Annotated in this window: 19 protein-coding genes, 3 tRNA genes and 2 pseudogenes; 21 read left to right on the plus strand and 3 right to left on the minus strand. The window is 37.8% G+C overall.

Annotated elements, in window-relative coordinates; genetic code table 11:
* The first annotated feature begins 144 nt into the window (after positions 1 to 144).
* The 6 genes from gatB to H710_RS03245 all read left to right on the plus strand — a co-directional run bounded on the left by gatB (position 145) and on the right by H710_RS03245 (position 4,218).
* The gene (gene gatB, locus H710_RS03225) at positions 145 to 1,644 is read left to right on the plus strand and encodes an Asp-tRNA(Asn)/Glu-tRNA(Gln) amidotransferase subunit GatB (protein ID WP_041849415.1); all 1,500 of its coding nucleotides are present in this window, start codon (positions 145 to 147) and stop codon (positions 1,642 to 1,644) included.
* Positions 1,645 to 1,836: 192 nt separating this feature from the next.
* Positions 1,837 to 2,235 (plus strand): NADH:ubiquinone oxidoreductase subunit NDUFA12, encoded by a 399-nt coding sequence (locus H710_RS03230; RefSeq protein WP_041849416.1) that lies wholly within the window; start codon positions 1,837 to 1,839, stop codon positions 2,233 to 2,235.
* Between the two features lie 88 nt (positions 2,236 to 2,323).
* On the plus strand, positions 2,324 to 2,722 hold the full coding sequence (locus tag H710_RS03235; protein ID WP_041849505.1) for a DUF2155 domain-containing protein: 399 nt from the start codon (positions 2,324 to 2,326) through the stop codon (positions 2,720 to 2,722).
* A gap of 327 nt (positions 2,723 to 3,049) precedes the next feature.
* The gene (locus tag H710_RS06460) at positions 3,050 to 3,184 is read left to right on the plus strand and encodes a hypothetical protein (protein ID WP_280508809.1); all 135 of its coding nucleotides are present in this window, start codon (positions 3,050 to 3,052) and stop codon (positions 3,182 to 3,184) included.
* Between the two features lie 26 nt (positions 3,185 to 3,210).
* Entirely contained in the window at positions 3,211 to 3,378 is a 168-nt protein-coding gene (locus tag H710_RS06345) for a hypothetical protein (RefSeq protein WP_244875588.1), read from the plus strand.
* A gap of 105 nt (positions 3,379 to 3,483) precedes the next feature.
* On the plus strand, positions 3,484 to 4,218 hold the full coding sequence (locus tag H710_RS03245; RefSeq protein WP_041849417.1) for a rhomboid family intramembrane serine protease: 735 nt from the start codon (positions 3,484 to 3,486) through the stop codon (positions 4,216 to 4,218).
* Here H710_RS03245 and H710_RS03250 read toward each other — a convergent pair.
* Entirely contained in the window at positions 4,208 to 5,038 is an 831-nt protein-coding gene (locus H710_RS03250; protein ID WP_041849418.1) for a TrmH family RNA methyltransferase, read from the minus strand. The two genes, H710_RS03245 and H710_RS03250, sit on opposite strands and share 11 nt — an antisense overlap.
* Before the next feature lie 204 nt (positions 5,039 to 5,242).
* Here H710_RS03250 and H710_RS03255 point away from each other — a divergent pair.
* From H710_RS03255 to H710_RS06465, 14 genes and pseudogenes are all read left to right on the plus strand, one after another.
* Positions 5,243 to 5,326 (plus strand) — tRNA-Tyr (locus tag H710_RS03255).
* A 23-nt stretch (positions 5,327 to 5,349) separates the two neighbouring features.
* A tRNA-Gly gene (locus H710_RS03260) sits at positions 5,350 to 5,423 on the plus strand.
* Positions 5,424 to 5,585: 162 nt separating this feature from the next.
* On the plus strand, positions 5,586 to 6,761 hold the full coding sequence (tuf, locus tag H710_RS03265; RefSeq protein ID WP_041849419.1) for an elongation factor Tu: 1,176 nt from the start codon (positions 5,586 to 5,588) through the stop codon (positions 6,759 to 6,761).
* A 45-nt stretch (positions 6,762 to 6,806) separates the two neighbouring features.
* Positions 6,807 to 6,879: transfer RNA gene (locus H710_RS03270), tRNA-Trp, on the plus strand.
* A gap of 230 nt (positions 6,880 to 7,109) precedes the next feature.
* Complete coding sequence (gene secE, locus H710_RS03275) at positions 7,110 to 7,313, plus strand: preprotein translocase subunit SecE (protein ID WP_041849420.1); 204 nt, start codon at positions 7,110 to 7,112, stop codon at positions 7,311 to 7,313.
* 20 nt (positions 7,314 to 7,333) lie between these two features.
* Positions 7,334 to 7,864 carry a transcription termination/antitermination protein NusG gene (nusG, locus tag H710_RS03280; RefSeq protein WP_041849421.1) on the plus strand — a complete coding sequence of 177 codons (531 nt, stop codon included), beginning with the start codon at positions 7,334 to 7,336 and terminating at the stop codon, positions 7,862 to 7,864.
* A gap of 152 nt (positions 7,865 to 8,016) precedes the next feature.
* A complete protein-coding gene (gene rplK / locus H710_RS03285; RefSeq protein WP_041849422.1) occupies positions 8,017 to 8,445 on the plus strand; it encodes a 50S ribosomal protein L11 in 429 nt (142 codons plus the stop codon).
* Positions 8,446 to 8,449: 4 nt separating this feature from the next.
* Positions 8,450 to 9,148, plus strand: coding sequence for a 50S ribosomal protein L1 (gene rplA / locus H710_RS03290; protein WP_041849423.1), 699 nt, complete (start codon positions 8,450 to 8,452; stop codon positions 9,146 to 9,148).
* Between the two features lie 347 nt (positions 9,149 to 9,495).
* Positions 9,496 to 10,014 carry a 50S ribosomal protein L10 gene (rplJ, locus tag H710_RS03295; protein WP_041849506.1) on the plus strand — a complete coding sequence of 173 codons (519 nt, stop codon included), beginning with the start codon at positions 9,496 to 9,498 and terminating at the stop codon, positions 10,012 to 10,014.
* A gap of 102 nt (positions 10,015 to 10,116) precedes the next feature.
* The gene (gene rplL, locus H710_RS03300; protein ID WP_041849424.1) at positions 10,117 to 10,491 is read left to right on the plus strand and encodes a 50S ribosomal protein L7/L12; all 375 of its coding nucleotides are present in this window, start codon (positions 10,117 to 10,119) and stop codon (positions 10,489 to 10,491) included.
* A 289-nt stretch (positions 10,492 to 10,780) separates the two neighbouring features.
* Positions 10,781 to 14,932 (plus strand): DNA-directed RNA polymerase subunit beta, encoded by a 4,152-nt coding sequence (gene rpoB / locus H710_RS03305; protein WP_041849425.1) that lies wholly within the window; start codon positions 10,781 to 10,783, stop codon positions 14,930 to 14,932.
* A 159-nt stretch (positions 14,933 to 15,091) separates the two neighbouring features.
* Positions 15,092 to 19,303 carry a DNA-directed RNA polymerase subunit beta' gene (gene rpoC, locus H710_RS03310; RefSeq protein ID WP_041849426.1) on the plus strand — a complete coding sequence of 1,404 codons (4,212 nt, stop codon included), beginning with the start codon at positions 15,092 to 15,094 and terminating at the stop codon, positions 19,301 to 19,303.
* Between the two features lie 361 nt (positions 19,304 to 19,664).
* Entirely contained in the window at positions 19,665 to 20,348 is a 684-nt protein-coding gene (locus tag H710_RS03315; protein WP_041849427.1) for a nitroreductase, read from the plus strand.
* Positions 20,349 to 20,678: 330 nt separating this feature from the next.
* A pseudogene (locus tag H710_RS06465) lies at positions 20,679 to 21,878 on the plus strand (serine dehydratase beta chain).
* Between the two features lie 480 nt (positions 21,879 to 22,358).
* Here the strand turns inward: H710_RS06465 and H710_RS06360 are convergent.
* Together H710_RS06360 and H710_RS03325 are read right to left on the minus strand one after the other, a co-directional pair.
* The gene (locus tag H710_RS06360; protein WP_080772755.1) at positions 22,359 to 22,637 is read right to left on the minus strand and encodes a hypothetical protein; all 279 of its coding nucleotides are present in this window, start codon (positions 22,635 to 22,637) and stop codon (positions 22,359 to 22,361) included.
* A 32-nt stretch (positions 22,638 to 22,669) separates the two neighbouring features.
* Positions 22,670 to 24,022 (minus strand): D-alanyl-D-alanine carboxypeptidase, encoded by a 1,353-nt coding sequence (locus H710_RS03325; protein ID WP_041849428.1) that lies wholly within the window; start codon positions 24,020 to 24,022, stop codon positions 22,670 to 22,672.
* A 308-nt stretch (positions 24,023 to 24,330) separates the two neighbouring features.
* Between H710_RS03325 and clpS the strand changes: the two are divergent.
* Positions 24,331 to 24,618: pseudogene (gene clpS / locus H710_RS03330) on the plus strand (ATP-dependent Clp protease adapter ClpS); the annotation flags it as partial.

A 24,618-nucleotide genomic window follows, 5' to 3' on the forward strand; every position in this document is an offset into this window, starting at 1 on the left:
AGACACCTAAAAGCGTAATTTGTGAACTGATAGAATGGATCTAATAAAACTGAGCCTTTTATTAGTTTTTTGTGCTATGTTTGCCCTAATGGCAATTGTAGATTAGCCGTTGAGTATGTTAAAATATTGATAATGGATTAACCAATGCAAATGATTGATATTCGTACATCTGATCCTAAGCGCTTTATTCCTGGATCTACAGGTGATTGGGAGGTTGTTATTGGCATGGAGGTTCATGCACAGATTGTATCAGATTCGAAACTTTTTTCGGGTGCATCAACAAAATTTGGTGCTGAACCAAATAATCATGTATCGCTTATTGATGCAGCTATGCCTGGTATGTTGCCTGTTGTTAATCAAGAATGTATTCGCCAAGCTATTCGAACTGGTTTAGGGCTAAAAGCTCAAATTAATTTGAAATCTGTTTTTGATCGTAAGAATTATTTTTATCCAGATTTACCACAGGGATATCAGATTTCACAGTTTCATTATCCGATCGTCGGTGAAGGAAAAGTCACTATATCAATTGGGCCAGATTCAAATGGTCAATTTGAGGATGTTGAAATTGGAATTGAGAGGCTTCATCTTGAGCAAGATGCTGGAAAATCGATACATGATCAGCATCCAACCATGTCTTTTGTAGATCTTAATCGTTCTGGTGTAGCCTTAATGGAAATTGTTTCCAAGCCTGATATACGTTCATCAGAAGAAGCGAAAGCTTATATAACAAAATTGCGGATGATTCTTCGCTATTTGGGTACTTGTGATGGCAATATGGATGAGGGCTCTATACGTGCAGATGTCAACGTATCAGTTCGCCGTCCTGGGGAGCCTTTGGGAACTCGTTGTGAAATTAAGAATGTTAATTCTATTCGTTTTATTGGTCAAGCGATAGAGTATGAAGCACGTCGTCAAATTGCAGTGCTAGAAGATGGCGGTGTAATAGATCCAGAGACTCGGCTCTTTGATGCAGCTAAATGTGAAACGCGGTCTATACGTTTAAAGGAAGAGGCTCATGACTATCGTTATTTTCCTGATCCTGATCTGTTGCCGTTGGAATTTGATCAAGCGTTTGTTGATGCTTTAGCTTCAGAATTGCCGGAGCTTCCGGATGATATAAAAGCGCGTTTTATCAATGACATGGGATTGACTGTTTATGATGCTTCTATTCTCATAACAGAAAAAGAAATTGCTGATTATTTTCAAAAAGTAGCACGTGGGCGTGATGGAAAAATGGTTGCTAATTGGGTGATCAATGATCTTTTAGGTGCTTTGAACAAAAATAATTGTAAAATTGAAGATACGCCAGTTAAACCAGACCAATTAGGAGCAATTATTGATCTGATAGAAGAAGGGATTATTTCTGGAAAAATTGCCAAGGATTTATTTGAGATTATTTGGCATAAAGGGGGGGATCCACGTCAAATTGTGGAAGAACGTGGTATGAAGCAGGTGACAGATACAGGGACTATTCAAAGCGCTGTTGATGAAATTATGGCTAGTAACCCGGATAAAGTTTCTCAAGCAAAAGAAAAACCTGCTTTAATTGGTTGGTTTATTGGGCAAGTTATGAAGAAAACAGGAGGCAAAGCTAATCCTCAAACTGTTAATAAACTGATTAAAATGAAATTTGAAATAGATTAATCTCGTAAAGTAGAAAATATTTCTAGTCTGATATTTTCTCAGAGGGAGAACAATAAAAATTGAAAGTTTGTTGTTTGAAAGAGTTTTTAATGGTATTTCGTAAGAGTTTTCTTGCCTTTGGTGATTTTAAGAGTGATGTGAGTTTACTTCGATGATTAAGCTTATTTGCACTAGAGAAGTGAAATAGAGAAAATGGCTGGCTTTTTAAAACAAATCTTTACGTGGTGGAATGGTAATACCATTAATACGCGCTTTTTTACGTGGCGCAAGGGGAAGCGTATAGGAGAAGATCAGTTTGGCAATATTTATTATGAAGGCGGTCGTCATAAAGATGGTTATCCGCGCCGTTGGGTGATTTATAAAGATTTTTCTGAGGCTTCTACTATTCCTTCAGGTTGGCATGGCTGGATTCATCATCGTTGTGATATGCCACCTACAGAAGAGAATTATAAAGCATATGAGTGGGAAAAACCTCATAGTCAAAACATGACAGGAACAAGAAAAGCATATCGACCAAAAGGATCTATCGCTTATAATGCTGAGCATCTTTCTGCGCGTAAAGATTATGATGCATGGTTTCCTAAAAAATAGAGTGTTTTAATTGATATGTTATTTTATTTCCTTAACTGGCTATATTTAGAGCCGAAATTGTTTATTTGAATTAATTGATGTGGTGTTTATGAAATTTTGTTTAGTATCAAAATTCAGGCATTTTTCTTGCGTTTTTTTAATGGGAATGATGGGGGGGGTGTTGTGGGTAGGGAATATGCAAGCAAAACGTGTTAGCAATACGATTGCTGTTTTTTCTGGCCTTGATAAAATTACTGGTCGAACTACTCGTTTTGAGGTTGCTATTGATGAGGTTTATCAATTTGGTGCTTTGCAAGTAACACCACGAGTGTGTTATACAAGTTCTGAGGGTGAGCCCGCTCGTACAACTAGTTTTATTGAAGTCAATGAAGTAATGTTAGATAAAAAAACGCGACGTATTTTTACGGGGTGGATATTGGCAGATAGTCCTGGTTTGAATGCAGTTGAGCATCCTATTTATGATGTATGGCTAAAAGATTGCAAATAAAATATCGTTAACTTTCCCGCTGAATGATTTTAAAAGTAATTATTCTTAGAATAAAATTGCATGCAGGAAAAGGTTTTTAATTTTTTTCAGTGAGTGTTGTTAATTTTATGTAAGCTTGACACAAGGATAGTTTTTTAAACTGTAATGGTCACTTTTTTCTTGAAGGAATCAATGATATGCATACCTTTACATTTAACAAAAAATTATTAGCTGCTGCACTTATGATAACTCTGGTAAGGTGCCAATTATCATAATTATGATATATAGGTCACAGAAGTAAGTTCAGGAAATTTCTATTACGCCCATAATCCTTTAATTCTGTTTGAGATGCAAGCGAGGTGGATTAGTAATCAAGGGTATGTTCTTGATATAACAACAACTTCAACTAATTCAGGTGATCTTAATTTAACTTTAGCATGGTCTCAAAATCGCAATTATCGTTATATTCCAGGAGGGAAATAGTAATTATGTGTGTTATTGGTTGTATAGTGTCTGAAAAGGGACGCTTGTTTATCCCTGAAGATGAATTTCATACATATGCACGTACGGGCTTTAAGTTTCAATTGATAGGGCGTGGTAATTCTGTAAATGGTTTTCTTGATGCACGTTCTTTTCGGCGTGTTTTGTCTAAGATGCAAGTTTTACCACGCAAGTGATATCCGATATTGAGAAGTGCACACTAGAAAAGTCTAGAGTTGATGATTTTTTCATTATTACAGTTGGCATACTGAGATTTTTTTATAGTGGAGATTGTATGTAAAATGAAAATTACTCATTCTCAATATGATGATGCTTTATTTTCACAAAATCGGCCTAAAGAACCGTTATTAAATGTTCCTTTTATTATAATTTTTTTGATAGCATTTTGTTTTTTCATTTATTTTGTTTCTCATTTTGTTTCTGATCAGCTTCATGCTAGAATTTTTGTGTTATTTGCATTTATACCGGTTTTTTTCAAGGCTGATCCTGTAGGCTGTTTTCATACTGTTGTTAGTTATTCATTTATGCACGGTAGTTTAAGACATATTGCTCTTAATATGATTTGGCTTTTGGTCTTTGGGTCTCCTTTGGTAAGGCATTTAGGCAATTTACGTTTTTTAATTTTTTGGGTCTTAACAGCAGTTGCATCTGTATTGACTTATTTTATTTTTCATCAAAACAGTGAAATACCGCTTATTGGAGCATCAGGTGCGATTTTTGGAATGATGGGAGCTGCTGTACGTTACTTTTTTTCTACTTGTTCTAATTCTAGTACAAGAGATGGAAAATTTGAGAGACCTTTATTGTCGATCAGGGAAGCTCTTCATTCAAGGACTGTACTTATTTATCTTGGTGTGTGGTTTATGATTAATTTTATCACAGGCATATTTCCATATTTTAGCGAAGAAGATAATGTTTCAATAGCATGGGAAGCTCATGTTGGTGGTCTGATTTCAGGATTTTTATTGATTAGTTTTTTTAACATTCCATGGAGAAAATCAAAAATTACGGTCTAAGATATTTATGAGTTGCGTAGAGAGCAATTGTTGCTGCATTTGAAACATTTAATGATTTAATATTTCCAGGCATATCAAGGCGTGCCAATGTGCAAACAGTTTCGCGTGTTTTTTTGCGCAAACCTTTTCCCTCTGCTCCTAAGATTAGGGCAATTTTTTGACCTGTTAATGCGATCTCTAGTGGTTTTTCACCCTCTGAATCAAGTCCAAAGCTAATAAAATCAGCTTTATGGAGTTCTTTAAGTGCTTCAGCGAGGTTACATACAGTAATATAATCGATCATTTCCAAAGCTCCAGAAGCTGCTTTAGCAAGTACACCGCTTTCTTGTGGTGAGTGGCGATGAGTGGTAATGAGTGCTCCAGCTTTAAATGCAACGGCAGAACGCATGATGGCGCCAACATTATGGGGATCAGTAATTTGATCCATTACAACAACAAGATCAGAATGAGTGAGTTCGGATAAATGGCGTGGTTTGAGAGGTTCAGTCTCTAAGACAACACCTTGATGCACTGCGTCACTTCCAATAAGGGTATCCAGTTTTTTAGGCGAGCACAATTCTAGAGGACAAGGTAGGTTTGATTCAACTATATTTAGCCGTTTTAAGGCGTTTGGTGTGACATAAAGACATTTTAAGACTCTATTAGGATTTTGAAGACCTGCATTAACCGCATGGATACCATAAAGACGGATTTTTCCTGCTATTAATGGAGAAGGGCCGTATTTGAAACGTGCTGAAGGTGAGGAAATGAAACCCTTTGTATCACGATATTGGCGACGAAGGTTTGCAAAATAAGAATTTTTACGTGCTTTTTCTATCATATTTTTCTTATAACCCGTTAATCGAAAATATTGGTAAAAAATAAAGATAAATTTAGATTATTATTAGGAAATTTGTATAAAATTGTATTTATTTTGTTGACAGATACAAGACTAATCGTCATAACCGCTGCGCAACTAACTTTGATTTTAGAAAAATTGTTATTAGTTATGGTGATGGTTTTCGCAAAACTCTACTGATTTAATGGAGGGGTGCCCGAGTGGTTAAAGGGGGCGGACTGTAAATCCGTTGCGTATGCTACGTTGGTTCGAATCCAACCCCCTCCACCATTTGTCAGATAGCGAGTTAGGATGCGGGTATAGCTCAATGGTAGAGCAGCAGCCTTCCAAGCTGAATATGCGGGTTCGATTCCCGCTACCCGCTCCAGATATTTGAGGATTAAGCAGAGATCGTGGTAGAGTTTTTTCTATCATGAATGAGGCGGATTTTTTCGTCTTTTGGTATAATAGTCGGACTGGTAATCAGCCCGGTAGAGTTTAGTGCTGAAGACCTGTTTCACAGGTGCTAAGAGACAAGAGATCGACGGCGATGGCAAAGAGCAAATTTGAACGTACGAAGCCGCATGTTAATATTGGCACAATTGGTCATGTTGATCATGGTAAGACGTCGTTGACAGCAGCGATTACGAAGTATTTTGGTGAATTTAAGGCCTATGATCAAATTGATGCGGCCCCTGAAGAGCGGGCGCGTGGGATTACCATTTCTACTGCACATGTTGAATATGAAACAGATCAGCGTCACTATGCGCATGTTGATTGTCCTGGGCACGCAGATTATGTGAAGAATATGATCACAGGGGCAGCGCAAATGGATGGTGCTATTCTGGTGGTTTCTGCAGCAGATGGTCCGATGCCTCAAACTCGTGAGCATATTTTGTTGGCGCGTCAGGTTGGTGTTCCTGCGATTGTTGTTTTTTTGAATAAAGTTGATCAGGTTGATGATGCTGAGCTTTTGGAGCTTGTTGAGCTTGAGGTTCGAGAGCTTCTTTCAAAATATGATTTTCCAGGAGATGATATACCGATTGTTAAGGGGTCAGCATTAGCTGCTCTTGAGGATTCAGATAAAAGCATAGGAGAGGATGCTGTTCGTTTTTTGATGAGTGAGGTTGATAGATATATACCGACTCCTGAGCGTCCAATTGATCAACCATTTTTGATGCCGATTGAGGATGTATTTTCGATTTCAGGGCGTGGAACGGTTGTGACCGGTCGTGTTGAGCGTGGAGTTATTAAAGTTGGTGAAGAAATTGAGATTGTAGGGATACGTCCAACGTCTAAGACGACGGTTACTGGTGTTGAGATGTTTCGCAAGCTTTTAGATCAAGGTCAAGCGGGTGATAATATTGGTGCGTTGCTTCGTGGTATTGACCGTGAGGGAATTGAGCGTGGTCAGGTTTTGGCGAAACCTGGTTCAGTGACTCCGCATACCAGATTTAAAGCAGAAGCTTATATTTTGACGAAAGATGAAGGTGGACGTCATACGCCGTTTTTTACGAATTATCGTCCTCAATTTTATTTTCGTACGACAGACGTGACAGGGATTGTTACGCTTCCTGAGGGGACAGAAATGGTTATGCCTGGTGATAATGTTGCGATGGATGTATCTTTGATTGTTCCTATTGCCATGGAAGAGAAGCTTCGTTTTGCGATCCGTGAAGGGGGTCGTACTGTTGGGGCTGGTATCGTTTCTAAAATCATCGAGTAATTAAAATAATTGTTTAGGAGCGTCTTTGGTTTTTTCTTAAGAGTTAGGGGTATAGCTCAGTTGGTAGAGCGGCGGTCTCCAAAACCGTAGGTCGCGGGTTCAAATCCTGCTGCCCCTGCCGTATTAATTGCCATTTTAGTCGTATTACTCTGAGTGAAAAGTAAAGAAGAAGGTTAACTTCTTTTTTTACTTTTTGTATAAGACTTGTTTTTTTGTATATGAATCGGTATTAAATAGAAAATGAAAAGACCTCATAAAGAGGGGAAGAGATTTTTTTATTTTTATATCATTTGTTTATTGCATGATTTGTAATAAAATTGGAAAGAATATAGTGTAACTGATGATGTCATGACCAATCCAATTGCCTTCTTAAAACAGGTTCGTGCAGAAATCACGAAAATAAAGTGGCCTACACGTCGTGAGACGGTTATTTCTACTGTTATGGTGTTGGTAGTGACGGCAGTTGCTTCAGCTTTCTTTTTTATTGTAGATCAGGTTATAAATTTTAGTGTGTGGCAGGGTATTGATTTCTTAAAGTATATTTTTGGTTAATCCTATAAGGAAGTGTAGCAGTGGTTGCTCGTTGGTATATTATTCAAGCATATTCGAATTTTGAAAAAAAAGTGGCAGAGGCTATTAGTAAAGAGGCGAAGAAAAAAGGGCTTGATCATTTGTTCAAAAAGATTTTTGTTCCAATAGAGCGTGTTGTTGAAGTTCGTCGGGGGCGTAAAGTTGATTCTGAGCGCAAATTTTTTCCTGGTTATGTTCTTGTTTGTGCTGAATTGACGGATGAGGTTTATCATCTTATTAATAATACTCCTAAAGTAGCTGGTTTTTTAGGTTCAGATGCACGACCTGTTCCTATTTCTGATAGAGAGGCTGAGCAAATTCTGAAACAGGTTCAGGAAGGCGTTGAATCTCCGAAATCCTCTGTTACATTTGAAGTTGGTGAGCAGGTACGAATAGCTGATGGGCCTTTTGTTTCGTTTAATGGTGTTGTTCAGGAAGTTGAAGAAGATCGTTCTCGTCTTAAAGTTGAGGTGCTAATTTTTGGGCGTCCTACGCCTGTTGATTTAGAATTTGGTCAAGTTGAAAAACTTTGATTGAAATTGAAGTGATTTTTTATCACTTTAAATGATAGGTGGAAGGTGATTTTATGGTTTTTGCCAGCTTAATGACCCAGACCACCCAACTGCAGTGGGTATTTGGCATAATGAAGTGCCAGTTTACCGATGTTAAGTAAAGGCAGATTATTATGGCAAAAAAAAGTGCAGGTCAGTTAAAATTGCAAGTTCCAGCAGGAACAGCTACTCCTTCTCCGCCAATAGGTCCTGCTCTTGGGCAGCGTGGTATTAATATAATGGAGTTTTGTAAAGCTTTTAATGCAGCTACGCAAGAGATGGAAAAGGGAGCGCCAATTCCAGTAGTTATTACTTATTATCAAGATAAATCTTTCACATTTTCTTTAAAGACGCCTCCTGTGTCCTTTTTTTTGAAAAAAGAAGCAAATTTGAAATCTGGTTCAAAAGAGCCTGGTAAGGTGTTTGTAGGGACTATATCTCGTGACAAAATTCATTCAATCGCAGAAGCGAAAATGAAAGATCTTAACGCAAATGATATTGAAGCAGCGATGCGCATGATTGAAGGTTCTGCTCGCTCTATGGGTTTAGAAGTGGTAGGCTAATGTTATGGTAAAAGTAGTGAAAAGAATAAAGAAAATTCGTGAAGGCATTAATTTTAATGAACTTTATGCTTTAACAGATGCTGTTTTGATGGTTAAAGAGCGTGCAGTGGCTAAATTTGATGAAACGATAGAGATTTCGATGAATTTGGGTGTCGATCCTCGTCATGCAGATCAGATGGTGCGTGGTGTTGCTCATCTGCCTAATGGAACGGGAAAAAATATTCGTGTTGCTGTTTTTGCGCGTGGTGACAAAGCTGAAGAGGCTAAAGCTGCTGGTGCTGATATTATTGGTGCCGAAGATTTGTTTGAGACAGTTAACTGTGGGACGATAAGTTTTGATCGTTGTATTGCAACACCAGATATGATGCCTCTTGTTGGTCGTCTCGGTAAGGTTCTTGGTCCAAGAAGTTTAATGCCAAATCCCAAAGTTGGAACTGTGACAACGGATATTGCTGGTGCTGTTAAAGCGTCTAAAGGAGGAGCTGTTGAATTTCGTGTTGAAAAGGCTGGAATTGTGCACGCTGGTGTTGGTAAGGCTTCTTTTGGAGCTGAACAGCTTGTAGAGAATATTAAAGCCTTTGCTAGTGCGGTTATTAAGGCTAAGCCACAAGGTGCAAAAGGTGAATATATTAAGCGAGTTGCAGTGTCTTCAACTATGGGTATCGGGATTAAAGTTGATCCTGCAACGATTCGTTCAGAGTGAATTTTTAAAAATATAATCTTATTTCGGATTATATTTGGGGTGTTGGTTTTTTCTGACATCTACTTATCTGAGCTTTATTAAGCTCGGGTCATGCCGAAAGAAATTTCGGAATGTCCTGTCCGAGATTGTAGGTGATACTTTGGGTATCTTAATCAAAGAAAGCCTGCATGAGACTGAGGTAAGAACTTTTAGGGTTAAGGAACTAAAGGGATTTGAGTCAGGGTTACCTTTGATCGTTTGTGCGTGAAGAAGGGGACAGGATCCTCATCGATGGTATAAAACTTTATGCTGTTAAAGGTAATGAACAGGTTTGTTTTTTAAGTAAACTTGTTAAATGGAGAAAGACAGTGAATAGAGCAGAAAAACGTGAATTTGTCACATGGCTTAACGGGATTTTTCAGGAGTCTGGTTCTGTTGTTGTTGCACATTATTCTGGTTTAACAGTTGCACAGATAAGTGATCTTCGTTCAAAAATAGATGAAGCTGGTGGTGCTGTTAAAATTGCCAAAAACACTCTTGCTAAAATTGCTCTTCAGGGTACGCAATCTGAATCGATGGTAGATTTATTCACCGGGCAAACACTTATTGCTTATTCAAAAGATCCAATTGTAGCACCAAAAGTTGCTGTTGATTTTGCGAAAACCAATGATAAATTGGTTATCCTTGGTGGTTCGATGGGGGCAGTAAGTTTGAGTGTTGATGCTGTGAAGTCTTTGGCTTCATTGCCTTCACTGAACGAATTGCGGGCAAAGCTTGTGGGTATGATTTCTACACCTGCAACTCGTGTTGTTCAAGTTATCAAAGCACCTGCTGGTCAGGTTGCACGTGTAATTGGTGCATATGCTCAAAAGGGGGAGGCTGCTTGAAGCTTATGTTCGTAATTTATTTTACGAAATGGCTTTGGGATTTTCTGTTTTTTGGATAAGTTTAAATAATAATTCAAATCTTTTAACTTAAGGAATTAAAACATGGCTGATCTAGCAAAGATCGTAGAAGACCTTTCTAACCTTACTGTTTTGGAAGCTGCTGAGCTTTCAAAATTACTTGAAGAAAAATGGGGAGTATCTGCTGCTGCTTCTGTAGCAGTTGCTGCTGTTAGCAGTGGTGCTGCTGCTCCAGCTATTGAAGAAAAGACAGAATTTGATGTTGTTCTTGTTGATGGTGGCACTCAGAAGATAAATGTTATTAAAGAAGTTCGAGCTCTTACTGGTCTTGGTCTTAAAGAGGCAAAAGACTTGGTTGAAGGAGCACCTAAGCCGATTAAAGAGGGTGTTTCTAAAGATGAGGCAGAAAAAATTAAAGCTCAACTTGAAGCAGCTGGTGCTAAAATTGAACTTAAATAATTTTTTATCGGCAGACATGTATGTCTTATGTCTGCTGATTTCTCTTTTTCGTTAAAGGAGTTTAATTGTTTCAGCCATTTCCTAACAGTTTATAGCTATAAGGAGATGAGTTGTATCTGTGAGAATTTTAGCAATTAGACCAAGTGATAAAACTTGGTTGAAGTGTATAGAATTAAAAATAGTGCCTATTTTGACAGGGCATTAAATAAACGGGTCTGTATGTGCAGACTAATAACGTAAAGCTTTTAAGGTTTAGTCTACTTTGAATAGTGAAAATCGAGGAGCGACAATGGCTCAGACTTTGGCAATGATGTCTCAATTCAATGGTCGTAAGCGCATACGCAAATTTTTTGGTAAGATTCCTGAAGTTGCAGAAATGCCGAATCTTATAGAGGTTCAAAAAGCGTCATATGATCAATTTCTCATGATTAAAGAGCCGAAAGGTGGGCGTCCAGATGAAGGCCTGCAAGCTGTTTTTAAATCGGTATTTCCTATTTCGGATTTTTCCGGTACAGCTATGCTCGAGTTTGTTCGTTACGAATTTGATGCACCAAAGTTTGATGTTGAAGAATGTCGTCAGCGCGATCTAACTTATGCAGCACCATTAAAGGTGATATTACGCTTAATCGTATTTGATGTTGATGAAGATACCGGTTCTAAAGATATTAAGGATATCAAAGAGCAAGGTGTCTATATGGGCGATATGCCTTTAATGACGAGTAATGGTACTTTTATCATTAACGGTACAGAGCGTGTTATTGTTTCGCAGATGCATCGTTCTCCTGGTGTGTTTTTTGATCATGATAAAGGAAAATCTCATTCATCAGGAAAGTTTCTTTTTGCAGCCCGTGTAATTCCCTATCGTGGTTCTTGGTTAGATATTGAATTTGATGCGAAAGATATCGTTTATGCTCGTATTGATCGGAGACGAAAGATTCCGGTTACGAGCTTTCTGATGGCATTGGGGATGGATGCATCAGATATTTTGTCAACCTTTTATAATAAAGTTACTTATGAGCGGGTTGAAAATGGGTGGCGTATTCCTTATTCAGTGGATCGTTTTAAGGGAGTAAAATTAGTTTCTGATCTTATTGATGCAGAGAGTGGAGAGGTTGTTGCTGAGGTAGGTAAAAAGCTAACAACTCGTACTGCAAAGCTTTTAGTAGAAAAGGGGCTAAAAGCAATTAAAGTCAGTGAAGATGAATTGTTAGGATCTTATTTAGCAGATGATATCGTTAATTATGAAACAGGTGAGATTTATCTTGAAGCTGGTGATGAAATTGATGAAAAAGTATTAAAAATTTTATTTGATGTTGGTGCTGATCAAATCAATATTCTTGATATTGATCACATGAGCGTTGGAGCATATATCCGCAATACTTTAAAAGTAGATAAAAATGAAAGTCAGCAAGATGCGTTATTTGATATTTATCGGGTGATGCGTCCAGGAGAACCACCAACAATGGATACAGCGGAAGCTATGTTCCATTCGTTATTTTTTGATTCCGAGCGTTATGATCTTTCGGCTGTTGGTCGTGTTAAGATGAATTTGCGTATGGGGTTTGATTGCCCTGATACGGTTCGTGTTTTGCGTCAAGAAGATATTATTGGCGTTGTTAAGATGTTGGTTGAATTGCGCGATGGCCGTGGTGAAATTGATGATATTGACAATCTTGGTAATCGTCGTGTTCGATCAGTTGGGGAATTGATGGAAAATCAATATCGAGTTGGCTTGCTTCGCATGGAGCGTGCCATAAAGGAGCGCATGTCTTCAGTTGAAATTGATACTGTTATGCCACAAGATTTGATTAATGCGAAACCAGCTGCAGCAGCTGTTCGTGAATTTTTTGGATCTTCGCAATTATCGCAGTTTATGGATCAAACTAATCCATTATCAGAAATTACTCATAAACGTCGTCTTTCTGCTCTTGGACCAGGTGGTTTAACTCGTGAGCGTGCAGGTTTTGAAGTGCGTGATGTGCATCCTACACATTATGGTCGTATTTGTCCTATTGAAACACCTGAAGGTCCAAATATTGGGTTGATTAATTCTTTAGCAACTTTTGCGCGAGTTAATAAATATGGTTTCATTGAAAGCCCATATCGCAAAATTACTGATGGTAAAGTAACAACTGAGGTTGTTTATTTTTCTGCTATGGAAGAAGCAAAACATTATGTAGCTCAGGCCAATTCTTCACTAGATTCAGAAGGACGTTTCACAGAAGAGTTTGTAGTTTGTCGTCATGCAGGTGAAGTTTTGATGGTGCCACGTGATCACATAGATTTAATGGATGTTTCACCAAAACAGTTGGTTTCTGTAGCTGCTTCTCTTATTCCATTTTTGGAAAATGATGATGCGAATCGTGCGTTAATGGGATCAAACATGCAACGTCAAGCGGTTCCATTAATTCGTTCTGAAGCACCATTTGTTGGTACAGGTATGGAAGCAATAGTGGCTCGTGATTCAGGTGCTGCTGTTAGTGCAAAACGTGGTGGTATTGTTGATCAAGTTGATGCAACACGTATTGTTATTCGTGCAACAGAAGATTTAGATCCTTCAAAGTCTGGTGTTGATATTTATCGCTTGCAAAAATTTCAGCGTTCCAATCAATCTACATGTATTAATCAGCGTCCTCTTGTACATGTTGGTGACCGGATAGAAAAGGGTGATATCATTGCTGATGGTCCATCAACTGATCTTGGTGATTTAGCTCTTGGGCGGAATGTTCTTGTAGCATTTATGCCTTGGAATGGGTACAATTACGAAGACTCTATTTTGCTTTCTGAGCGTATCGTTGCTGATGATGTATTTACTTCGATTCATATTGAAGAATTTGAGGTTGCTGCACGCGATACAAAACTTGGGCCAGAAGAGATTACTCGTGATATTCCTAATGTTGCAGAAGAGGCATTAAGGAATCTTGATGAAGCTGGTATTGTCTATATTGGTGCTGAAGTTCAACCTGGTGATGTTTTGGTTGGTAAAATTACCCCAAAAGGCGAAAGTCCAATGACACCAGAAGAAAAGCTTTTGCGTGCAATTTTTGGTGAAAAAGCCTCAGATGTTCGTGATACTTCTATGCGAATGCCTCCAGGAACTTTTGGGACTGTTGTAGAGGTTCGTGTTTTTAACCGTCATGGTGTGGAAAAAGATGAACGCACAATGGAAATTGAACGTGAAGAAATTGAGCGTTTAGCTAAAGATAGAGATGATGAGCAGTCGATTCTTGATAGAAACGTTTATACGCGTCTTGCAGATATGTTAAAGGATAAAAGTGCAATAAGAGGTCCGAAAGGGTTTGAAAAAGACCAAAAAATTGATAGCACAGTGCTGAATAATTATCCACGGTCACAATGGTGGCAGTTTGCTGTTGATGATGAAAAGGTTCAAAGTAAAATTGAAGCTTTGTGCAATCAATATGATGAGTCGAAAGAGGCGTTGCAACGTCGCTTTATGGATAAAGTTGAAAAAGTTCAACGAGGCGATGAAATGCCTCCAGGCGTCATGAAAATGGTAAAAGTTTTTGTGGCTGTGAAGCGCAAAATTCAACCTGGTGATAAAATGGCAGGACGTCACGGTAATAAGGGGGTCGTGTCGCGTATTCTTCCAGTGGAAGATATGCCATTTCTTGAGGATGGAACCCATGCTGATATTGTATTGAATCCACTAGGTGTTCCTAGCCGTATGAATGTTGGTCAAATTCTTGAAACCCATCTTGGTTGGGCATGCGCAGGCATGGGAAAAAAGATTGGAGATTTGATAGACTTTTATCAAGAAACTGGGGATATACTTCCTCTGCGTCAGCGTATTGAAAATCTCATTCCTAATAATGATCGTAATGAGCCAGTACGTCAGTATGATAATGAAAGTCTTCTTAAATTGGCACATCAGATGAGAAAGGGTGTTTCAATTGCAACGCCTGTTTTTGATGGAGCACATGAAGCTGATATTAATGCAATGTTAGAAGATTCTGGTTTAGATAGTTCTGGGCAGGTTACCCTTTATGATGGTCGTACTGGAGAGCCTTTTGATCGTCAGGTGACGGTAGGTTATATCTATATGCTTAAATTGCATCATCTTGTTGATGATAAGATTCATGCACGTTCAATAGGACCTTATTCACTTGTTACGCAGCAGCCATTAGGTGGTAAAGCGCAATTTGGTGGTCAGCGTTTTGGTGAAATGGAAGTTTGGGCTCTTGAGGCTTACGGTGCTGCATATACTTTGCAAGAGATGCTGACAGTTAAATCAGATGACGTGGCAGGTCGTACAAAAGTTTATGAAGCGATTGTTCGTGGTGATGATACTTTTGAAGCAAGTATACCTGAAAGCTTTAACGTTCTGATCAAAGAAATGCGTTCACTTGGTTTGAATGTAAAGCTTGATGATGCACGTGAATTTATGGCGCAACAAGCATTGTCTGAAGTGGTAGAAAATTAATTATAAGAACGTACTGAGAATTATGCACTCTAATTATCTTAAGAACTTTAATAAAGAGGTTTTTAAAAGATAATAATATAGACGATTTTGCAGTAGAAATGAATTTCTAGTAAAGCTGTGAGAGAAGGAAGAGCTTAAGAATCTTCAAAGGAGAACGGAATGAACCACGAGGTTATGAATCTTTTCAATCCTCAAGCACTGGTACAGACATTTGACTCTATTCGTATATCGATTGCGAGTCCTGAGAATATTCTGTCCTGGTCGTATGGTGAGATCAAAAAGCCAGAAACTATTAATTATCGTACGTTTAAACCAGAGCGCGATGGTCTTTTTTGTGCACGTATATTTGGCCCTATTAAAGACTATGAATGTCTTTGTGGCAAATATAAACGTATGAAATACAAAGGCATTATTTGTGAAAAATGTGGTGTAGAAGTTACTCTTTCGCGAGTACGCCGTGAGCGCATGGGGCATATTGAGCTTGCAGCACCAGTTGCTCATATTTGGTTTCTTAAATCACTACCAGGTCGCATATCTACTCTTTTAGATTTAACTTTAAAGGATATTGAAAGGATTCTGTATTTTGAAAATTATATTGTCACAGAACCCGGGTTAACATCTCTTAAGCTACACCAGCTTCTTTCTGAAGAAGAATATATGCTTGCTATTGATGAATTTGGAGAAGATCAGTTCACGGCGATGATTGGTGCTGAAGCTATTTATGATCTTCTTTCTGGGATGGAGTTAGATAAAATTGCGAATGATTTGCGTGCTGAATTAGCGAAAACGACTTCAGAGTTAAAACAAAAAAAGCTCATTAAGCGGCTTAAGATTGTTGAAAATTTTCTTGAATCTGGTAATAAACCGGAATGGATGATTATGAAAACAATTCCGGTTATTCCACCGGATTTGCGTCCATTGGTTCCGCTTGATGGTGGACGTTTTGCAACATCGGATTTAAATGACCTCTACCGACGTGTTATAAACCGTAATAATCGTTTGAAGCGGCTTATTGAATTGCGTGCTCCTGGAATTATTGTGCGTAATGAAAAGCGTATGGTGCAGGAAGCTGTTGATGCGTTATTTGATAATGGCCGCCGTGGCCGCGTGATTACAGGGGCAAATAAGCGCCCGTTAAAGTCACTTTCAGATATGCTGAAGGGTAAACAAGGGCGTTTCCGTCAGAACTTACTTGGGAAGCGTGTTGATTATTCAGGTCGTTCTGTTATCGTGACGGGGCCTGAATTAAAGTTGCACCAATGCGGTCTTCCGAAAAAGATGGCTCTTGAGTTGTTCAAGCCATTTATTTATGCGCGACTTGATGCAAAGGGCTATTCATCTACTGTGAAGCAGGCAAAGAAGCTTGTTGAAAAAGAACATCCAGAAGTTTGGGATATTTTGGATGAAGTTATTCGTGAACATCCTGTTTTGCTTAATCGTGCGCCGACACTTCACCGTTTGGGGATCCAGGCTTTTGAGCCTGTGTTGATTGAGGGAAAAGCAATACAACTTCATCCACTCGTCTGTACTGCTTTTAATGCAGATTTTGATGGTGATCAGATGGCGGTTCATGTTCCGCTTTCTCTTGAAGCACAGCTAGAAGCTCGTGTTTTGATGATGTCGACTAATAACATTCTTCATCCAGCCAATGGTGCGCCAATTATTGTTCCATCGCAAGACATGGTTCTTGGTCTTTACTATCTTTCGATTGTTTCTGAAAAGGAACCAGGGGAGGGGATGGCTTTCGCTGATATGGGTGAGCTATATCACGCTTTAGAAAATAAAGTCGTAACTCTTCATACGAAAATTAAAGGTCGTTTTAAAAATATTGATAAAGATGGAAAAGAAGTTGCTCAACTCTACGATACGACGCCTGGTCGTTTAATTATTGGTGAATTATTGCCAAAAAATCCAAATATTTCGTTTGATATTGTCAATCAGGAGATGACCAAAAAGAATCTTTCTAAGATAATTGATCAAGTTTATCGGCATTGTGGGCAAAAAGAAACTGTTGTTTTCTGTGATCGTATTATGCAGCTTGGTTTTTCTCATGCATGTCGTGCTGGGATTTCATTTGGTAAAGACGATATGGTTATTCCTGAGAGTAAGTCACGTTTGGTCGCAGAAACGGAAGCTTTAGCTAAAGAATATGAACAGCAATATGATGACGGTTTAATTACACAAGGTGAAAAGTATAATAAGGTTGTTGATGCGTGGGGTAAATGCACTGATCGTATTGCAGATGAAATGATGAAGGGTATTCAAGCTGTTAAATTTGATCCTAAAACGGGTCGTCAGCAGAAAATGAATTCGATTTATATGATGTCTCATTCTGGTGCGCGTGGTTCTGCTAATCAGATGAGACAGTTAGCTGGTATGCGTGGATTGATGGCAAAACCATCAGGTGAAATTATCGAAACACCAATTATTTCTAATTTTAAAGAAGGTCTGACTGTTAATGAGTATTTTAACTCAACTCATGGTGCGCGTAAGGGGCTTGCTGACACTGCGTTGAAAACTGCTAACTCAGGTTATTTAACACGGCGTCTTGTTGACGTTGCACAGGATGCTATTATTTCGGCAGTTGATTGTGGTACTGTTAAGGGGCTTACCATGCAGCCAATTATTGATGCAGGACAAATTGTTGCATCACTTGGTCAGAGAATTCTTGGTCGTATAGCACTTCTTGATATTTTGCATCCAGTTTCTGGTGAAGTCATTGTTGAAGGAGGGATAATGATTGAGGAAGCTGATGTTCTTAAAATTGAAGAGGCTGGAATTCAATCAGTTCAGATCCGTTCTGCTTTGACATGTGAGACGCGTCTTGGTGTTTGCGCTAAATGTTATGGTCGTGATTTGGCACGTGGAACACTGGTTAATCAAGGTGAGGCGGTTGGTGTTATTGCAGCTCAGTCGATTGGTGAACCAGGAACACAGCTTACTATGCGTACTTTCCACTTAGGTGGAACAGCGCAGGTTGTTGACTCATCTTATTTTGAATCCTCTTATGAAGGTATAGTAGAACTTCGTAATCGTAATGTTGTTCGCAATTCTGAAGGGCATTTGGTTGTGATGGGACGCAATATGGCTGTTCTTATCAAAGATGAAAACGGTAAAGAACGTGCTGTGCACCGTATTAATTATGGTGCGCGTCTCTTTGTTGATGATGGTGATATTATTAAACGTGGTCAGCGTATAGCTGAGTGGGATCCTTACACTCGTCCGATTCTAACTGAAGTTGATGGTTATGTAGGGTTTGAAGATATGGTTGATGGTTTATCAGTTACTGAAACAACTGATGAATCGACAGGAATCACGAAACGTCAGGTGATCGATTGGCGTGTTAACCCACGTGGTGCTGATCTAAAACCAGCAATGATTATTCACTCAGATAAACAAGGTAAGAATATTGCTAAATTGCACAAAGGAGGAGAAGCCCGTTATGTGATGTCAGTGGAAACTATTCTTTCTGTTGAACCTGGTTCGCATGTTAAGGCAGGTGATGTTATCGCACGCTTACCAATGGAAAGTGCCAAGACAAAAGATATTACAGGTGGTTTGCCGCGTGTAGCTGAGCTTTTTGAAGCACGGCGTCCAAAAGATCATGCTATCATTTCTGAAATTAGTGGTACGGTTCGGTTTGGGCGTGGTTACAAGAATAAGCGTCGTATTATCATTGAGCCTGATGATGAGACACTTGAGCCAGTAGAATATTTGATCCCAAAAGGTAAGTTGTTCCATCTGCAAGAGGGTGATCAAATTGAAAAAGGTGATTATATCCTAGATGGTAATCCAGCACCTCATGATATTTTGGCAATTAAAGGTGTTGAAGCTTTGGCATCTTATCTGGTTAATGAAATTCAGGAAATTTATCGTTTGCAGGGTGTTTTGATTAATGATAAACATATCGAAGTCATTGTTCGTCAAATGTTGCAAAAGGTTGAAATTACTGAATCAGGAGATTCTGATTATATTCCAGGTGACAATGTTGATCGCATTGAATTGGACGAAATTAATGATCATTTGATTGCAGAAGGTAAAAAACCTGCTTCTGGTACTCCTATACTTCTTGGAATTACAAAAGCATCTCTTCAGACACCATCCTTTATTTCAGCTGCGTCATTTCAGGAGACAACTCGGGTTCTTACTGAAGCAGCGGTTTCTGGAAAAATTGATACTTTACAAGGGCTTAAAGAAAATGTCATCGTCGGTAGACTTATTCCCGCGGGTACAGGTGGTACAATTGCTCAAATTCGTCGTATTGCTACTGTTCGTGATGATTTGATTGTAGATGAACAGCGCAAATCTAGCAATGATGGAATACCTAAAGCTATATTGACAGATATGATGGCGAATGCGGCTGCTGAATAATTTTAATAGATGTTAGAAAAAAATGTGGAAACGCCTGAATTTCATTCAGGCGTTTTGAGTTTTAGAATGCAGGAATAAATAGAAGTTTTTTCATAAAATAAATATGATTATAAAAACTATAAGGTGATTATAATTTTAAAGAATTCTTGTCGTTGATTATATTCATGAGGTTTATCGAAATGGTAAATATCCAAAATTTATTGGAGCTACGTAATACGTACAAGATCAAATTTTTGGATCGAGGGTAGCTTGTTTTAATAGTTATATTGGGTTCTCTTTTACAATTATTGATTACAGCAAATTTTCTTTACTTGAGTAAATAACATTGAAGTTTATTGTTTTTGTAAGGAGACAGCAAAAAATGATGAATTGTACCACTGATATTTTTCAATCTATCTTGTCACGAAAGTCAATTCGGGCTTTTACTGATCGACCTGTTGAACAGGAAACAGTTGAGAAAATTTTAAAACTTGCAGCACGAGCACCATCAGGAACGAATTTGCAGCCTTGGCAGGTAATTGTTGTGGTGGGAGAGGCATTGCAACAGTTAGGACAAGAGCTTTCACAACTTGCACTATCAGGTGTAAAAGGAGAGCGTGAATATCATTATTATCCACGTCAGTGGCGAGAACCTTATCTTTCTCGACGTAGAAAGATTGGTTTAGATCTTTATAAGAGTCTTGGAATCCAAAAAAATGAGAATGAAAAAATGCTTCGTCAACAAGCGCGCAATTTTTTATTTTTTGGTGCACCTGTTGGACTTTTGTTTACCATGGATCGAGATATGGAAATGGGGAGTTGGCTTGATCTGGGTATGTTTATGCAGACAGTTATGTTAGCAGCACGAGGATTTGGATTGGATACATGTCCTCAGGCTTCTTTTGCTGATTACCATCAGAAAATTCATATGATTTTATCTGTGCCTCCTGAGCGCCAGATTATCTGTGGTATGGCACTTGGTTATCGTGATACGAGCGCTCCAGAAAACAATTTCGAAACTGAACGTGAGCCAATTGAGAATTTTGTTCGTTTTGTTCAATCATGATAATAGAGCATTTGAGCGCATTAAAGCATAAGTTTTTAAACGCTTGAGAATTGTAAAAATATCTCAGTGTGAGTTTATTGTGTTCATTTTATTTTGATGTTGCATGTTAACACTTATTTTACTAAATTGATTATATCAAAATAATGATTATTTTAACAATGAGTTGGTTCCTCAATTGAGTATGGAAAATACTATAGAGAAAAGCTGTTGGGTTGTAGCAAGGCGTGCAACACTCATATTTGTTGCTATTATTTTTTTAGTTTATCTTACCGTTTGATTTTAAGTAGAAAAAAAATTTATTTTTTAGATTCATCTTTGGTTTGGGGGCTGATATTTTTGTCTGTTTTTGATATTTTAAAAGTTGGTATTGGTCCTTCCAGCTCACATACAATGGGGTCTATGAAGGCTGCATGTTTTTGTAAGAGATCACTTCTGTAGTATCTTCTTGGCCATTGCATATTAAAATTTCTTGTATTCGTGTTTATCTTCATGGTTCATTAGCTTTCACAGGAGTCAATTATTCTACAAATAGAGCTATTGTGCACTAAGGCTGTTAGGAGGGGAATCTTTTACAGTTGATTTTGATTATATAGATTTGATGGTAGAAAAAGTTAAATGTGAAAAAGGTGCAGCCAGAAGGTATCCTTCTTATCACTTTAATTGGCAAAATGATCTTATTTTTGAACAGAAAACAGTTTTACCTGGACATACTAATGGCATTGCCTTTGAAGGACTTGATGTTGATAATAATGTTCTCTTAAGGAGGGTTTATTATTCCATTGGTGGTGGTTTTGCTATAGCTGAAGATGAATTGGGTGATCTAAGTTGTAATACAAAACTTGAAATATCTAAGGTGCCATATTCTTTTGATCCAGCAGGAAAAATGTTATTGATGGCAGAAAATTCAGGTCTTTCAATTGCTGCAATGAAACGTATAGATGAAGAGACTAAAATGGATCGTGTTGCTTTTAATACTGCACTTGATATGATGGATTGTATTAATAGGGGGCTTTCACGAGAAGGTAAGTTACTGGGTGGATCCATATTCCAAGACGCGCTAGAAAGTTGTACGATAAGCTTTTAGAGGATCAGAAAAAAATCATCACTATCCATTTGAGACAAATGATTGGTTTTCTATATATGTTATGGCGATCAATGAAGAAAATGCCACGGGTGTGGTCGTATTGTAACTGCGTCAACAAATGGTGTATCTGGTGTTATTCCAGCTGTTTTACGTTATTGCTTGCAATTTAATGATGATTCAGATCGAGAAGGGATATATAATTTTTTACTAACGACAGCAGCTATTGGTATGGTATCATTAAACGTAACGTTTCTATCTCTAGTGTGGAAGTTGGTTATCAAGGTGAAGTTGCAGGCCTTGACAGGTTCCTTGTATTGAGCCCAATACTATGGGAGCTTAAGGCCGTAACGATTTCATCGTTCGCTTTGCATGGTAATGATGTTTGTGCTGAGACGATGTGTTAAACGGGGCGTGATATGAGTGAGCGCTATAAAGAAACAAGCTAAGATGGTTTTGCATTCAGTGCTATCTCTTGTTGAGTTATATGATAGTAAACACTTTAACCTGAAAATTGTATATTTAGCTTTTTAGTGAAGGAGAATTATTTTGCACGCTTAAAGAAGCATAGGTTTAATGAGTGTGTCCAACAACATGTAGAATATATAGGTTGTATTATGCAGTGTGGCTGTTTAATGGGGTAAAGAAATATACGAAGGCAAAAAGCTTTTAAAGCATTAACAGTAACGGTAAAAGAGCTTTCAACAGATTTCATTTTGTCTAGAATTTCAAAAGATATTCAATATTTTTTTAGATATTCTTTAAAGATAGTAAGATTGAAATGTTAACGGTATGTGTTGAAATAAACCCATGACAACGTAATCTTTGCAGATTTAAGATGAGAAAATTTATTTATGTATTAAAGTTTCTTTAAAATAATAGAGAATAAGCAGATATTTTATGAATAAAATGCTTTCTTATGTTGAGAATCAGTTATTTGTTGCTCCTAAACGAAGTTTAACAGGTACATTACCTGTTTGGCTTGCTACTCGTAAATGGATACGTACAGGAGGGATAGCGGAGCGATAGTTTCGATTTGTTTGACAAATCAGAAGGTTAACAAGAGAATATGTACTAAGTATAGTTGGGGTATATTTAAAATGCGCAAATTTAGTTGCAGCATCATGAAGAAGGTGTAAAGAAAGGAATGACGATTGCTTTAACAGTTTTTCTTTTTTAAAAGATATAGAGTGAGTATTATATCTCATATAGTGTGCCTCTCACGTAGATTTTAGAATTTTTAATATGCTACGGTATAACAATTAAATTTTTCTCTCTTTAGAGCAGAACAAGTATCAAATGCAGCTTTTTTTGATTGAAAACCAACAAATCGTGCACGATAATGACGCTGTCCGTTTTTTTCAAATAATTGCATGTGTGAGGATACATTTCGTAAATTTTCAGGAGCGGCGTTTTTCGCTTTTATAAGTATAGAGTTTGCTTGTTTTTTACTGGGAAGAGAACCAATTTGAATAGCCCATCCACTATTTGTTGATAAAGAAGCTGTTATGATTTTTTCAATTTTAATAGATGTATCTTTGTGAGGATTTGGAGTTGGTATAATTGCCTGATTAACAGCAGTTATTGCTGTATTGAAGTCATTAGGCTCTGCTGCAAGCGCTGTCAAAAGGGAAGAAATATCGTTTTCCAAATTGCTTTGATTTGCTTTTGCAACAGGTATAGGAGCTTTTGCGCCAGTTGGTAAGTTATGGTATGTAGCAGCCGCTATCAAGCGTTTGTCAGTTTTTACAGGACTTGCTTTTGGTAGATATGTATTTAGTAAATTAGCCATATGGATATCACGTTCGACGGATGATTTCCCTCCCATCACGACGGCAACGATAGAACGTCCTCCTAAGCGCATCGATGTTGCTAAATTAGAACCTGACATTTGTGTGTATCCTGTTTTAATGCCATCAACACCTTTCATTGTTTGGACTAATTTATTGTGGCTATTAATTGTTTGTCCGTGAAAAATGAAATTTTTTATTTTAAAAAGTTTATATTGTTGCGGAAAATGTTCGCGTAAAGCTAATGACAAAATAGCTAAATCCTGAGCTGTAGAGTAGTTACGCGTATCTGGGAGGCCTGAAGCATTTGCAAAATTAGTATTTATCATGCCTAATTGGCGGGCTTTAACTGTCATCATTTGAGCGAATTTTTGTTCGCTTCCTCCAAGATATTCACCAATAGCTGCTGCTACATCATTAGCTGATTTTGTAATAAGAGCTTTAGCAGCTGCTTCTGCAGGAATTGTTTGGCCTGTTTTAAAGCCAATTTTTGTTGGTGGTCGTGTTGATGCATAAGCTGATATAGGGATAGGCGTGTTTGGTGCTACGCGACGTACTTGCATGGCTTCAAAGAGCATGTACAATGTCATCATTTTTGTTAAGGAAGCCGGATATCTTTTCATAGTTGCATTGGTTTGAAACAAGGTTTTTCCTGTATTTGCATCTATAACGATAGCTGCATATTTATCGGCGTGAACACCTTTAGGAGCAGCTTCTACCCAAGAGTAAGAAGCTACAAAAATAACAAGAAAAATTGCTATTTTTTTATAGAATTGCGCAATTTTTTTATTGTTTATATACACGTTATTTGCCTTAAAATTTTTGTTAAGATTTTTCTATGACAGCTTATTGGGACGCATTTTAGATGAATGGGATTACTAATTTGTTTATAAGAATATTTTTTAGTTGCTACATTAGAATTAATATGTCCCATAAGGAAAAATTTTTTCATCCTATAGTACAAATCAGCTATTGTAATGGTTATGAAAGGATTTTAAATTAATGGTCAGGTTATATTCTATGGAAAATCATGATGATATTAATTGTGAATTTTATGCTCTATGCCAATGCAGCATGAAAAAACAAAAGTAGGAATAAGGGGAAGCATAGCTTCATTATTATGCCTCAAGTTAGACAAAAACTTCAAAAGCCTAAATTATATCGCGTTTTATTGCTGGATGATGATTATACCCCCATGGATTTTGTTGTGTTTATTTTAAAGAATTTTTTTAAGAAAAATTTCGAAGAAGCAACACGTATTATGTTAAATATTCATCATAGTGGAATAGGTGAATGTGGTACTTATACCTATGAAGTGGCTGAAATGAAAGTTGTGCAAGTTATGGAGTGTGCACGTCAAAATGAGCACCCATTACAATGTGTAATAGAAGCAAAGTGA

Source organism: Bartonella bacilliformis Ver097 (genome assembly GCF_000709795.1).
Classification (GTDB): domain Bacteria; phylum Pseudomonadota; class Alphaproteobacteria; order Rhizobiales; family Rhizobiaceae; genus Bartonella; species Bartonella bacilliformis_A.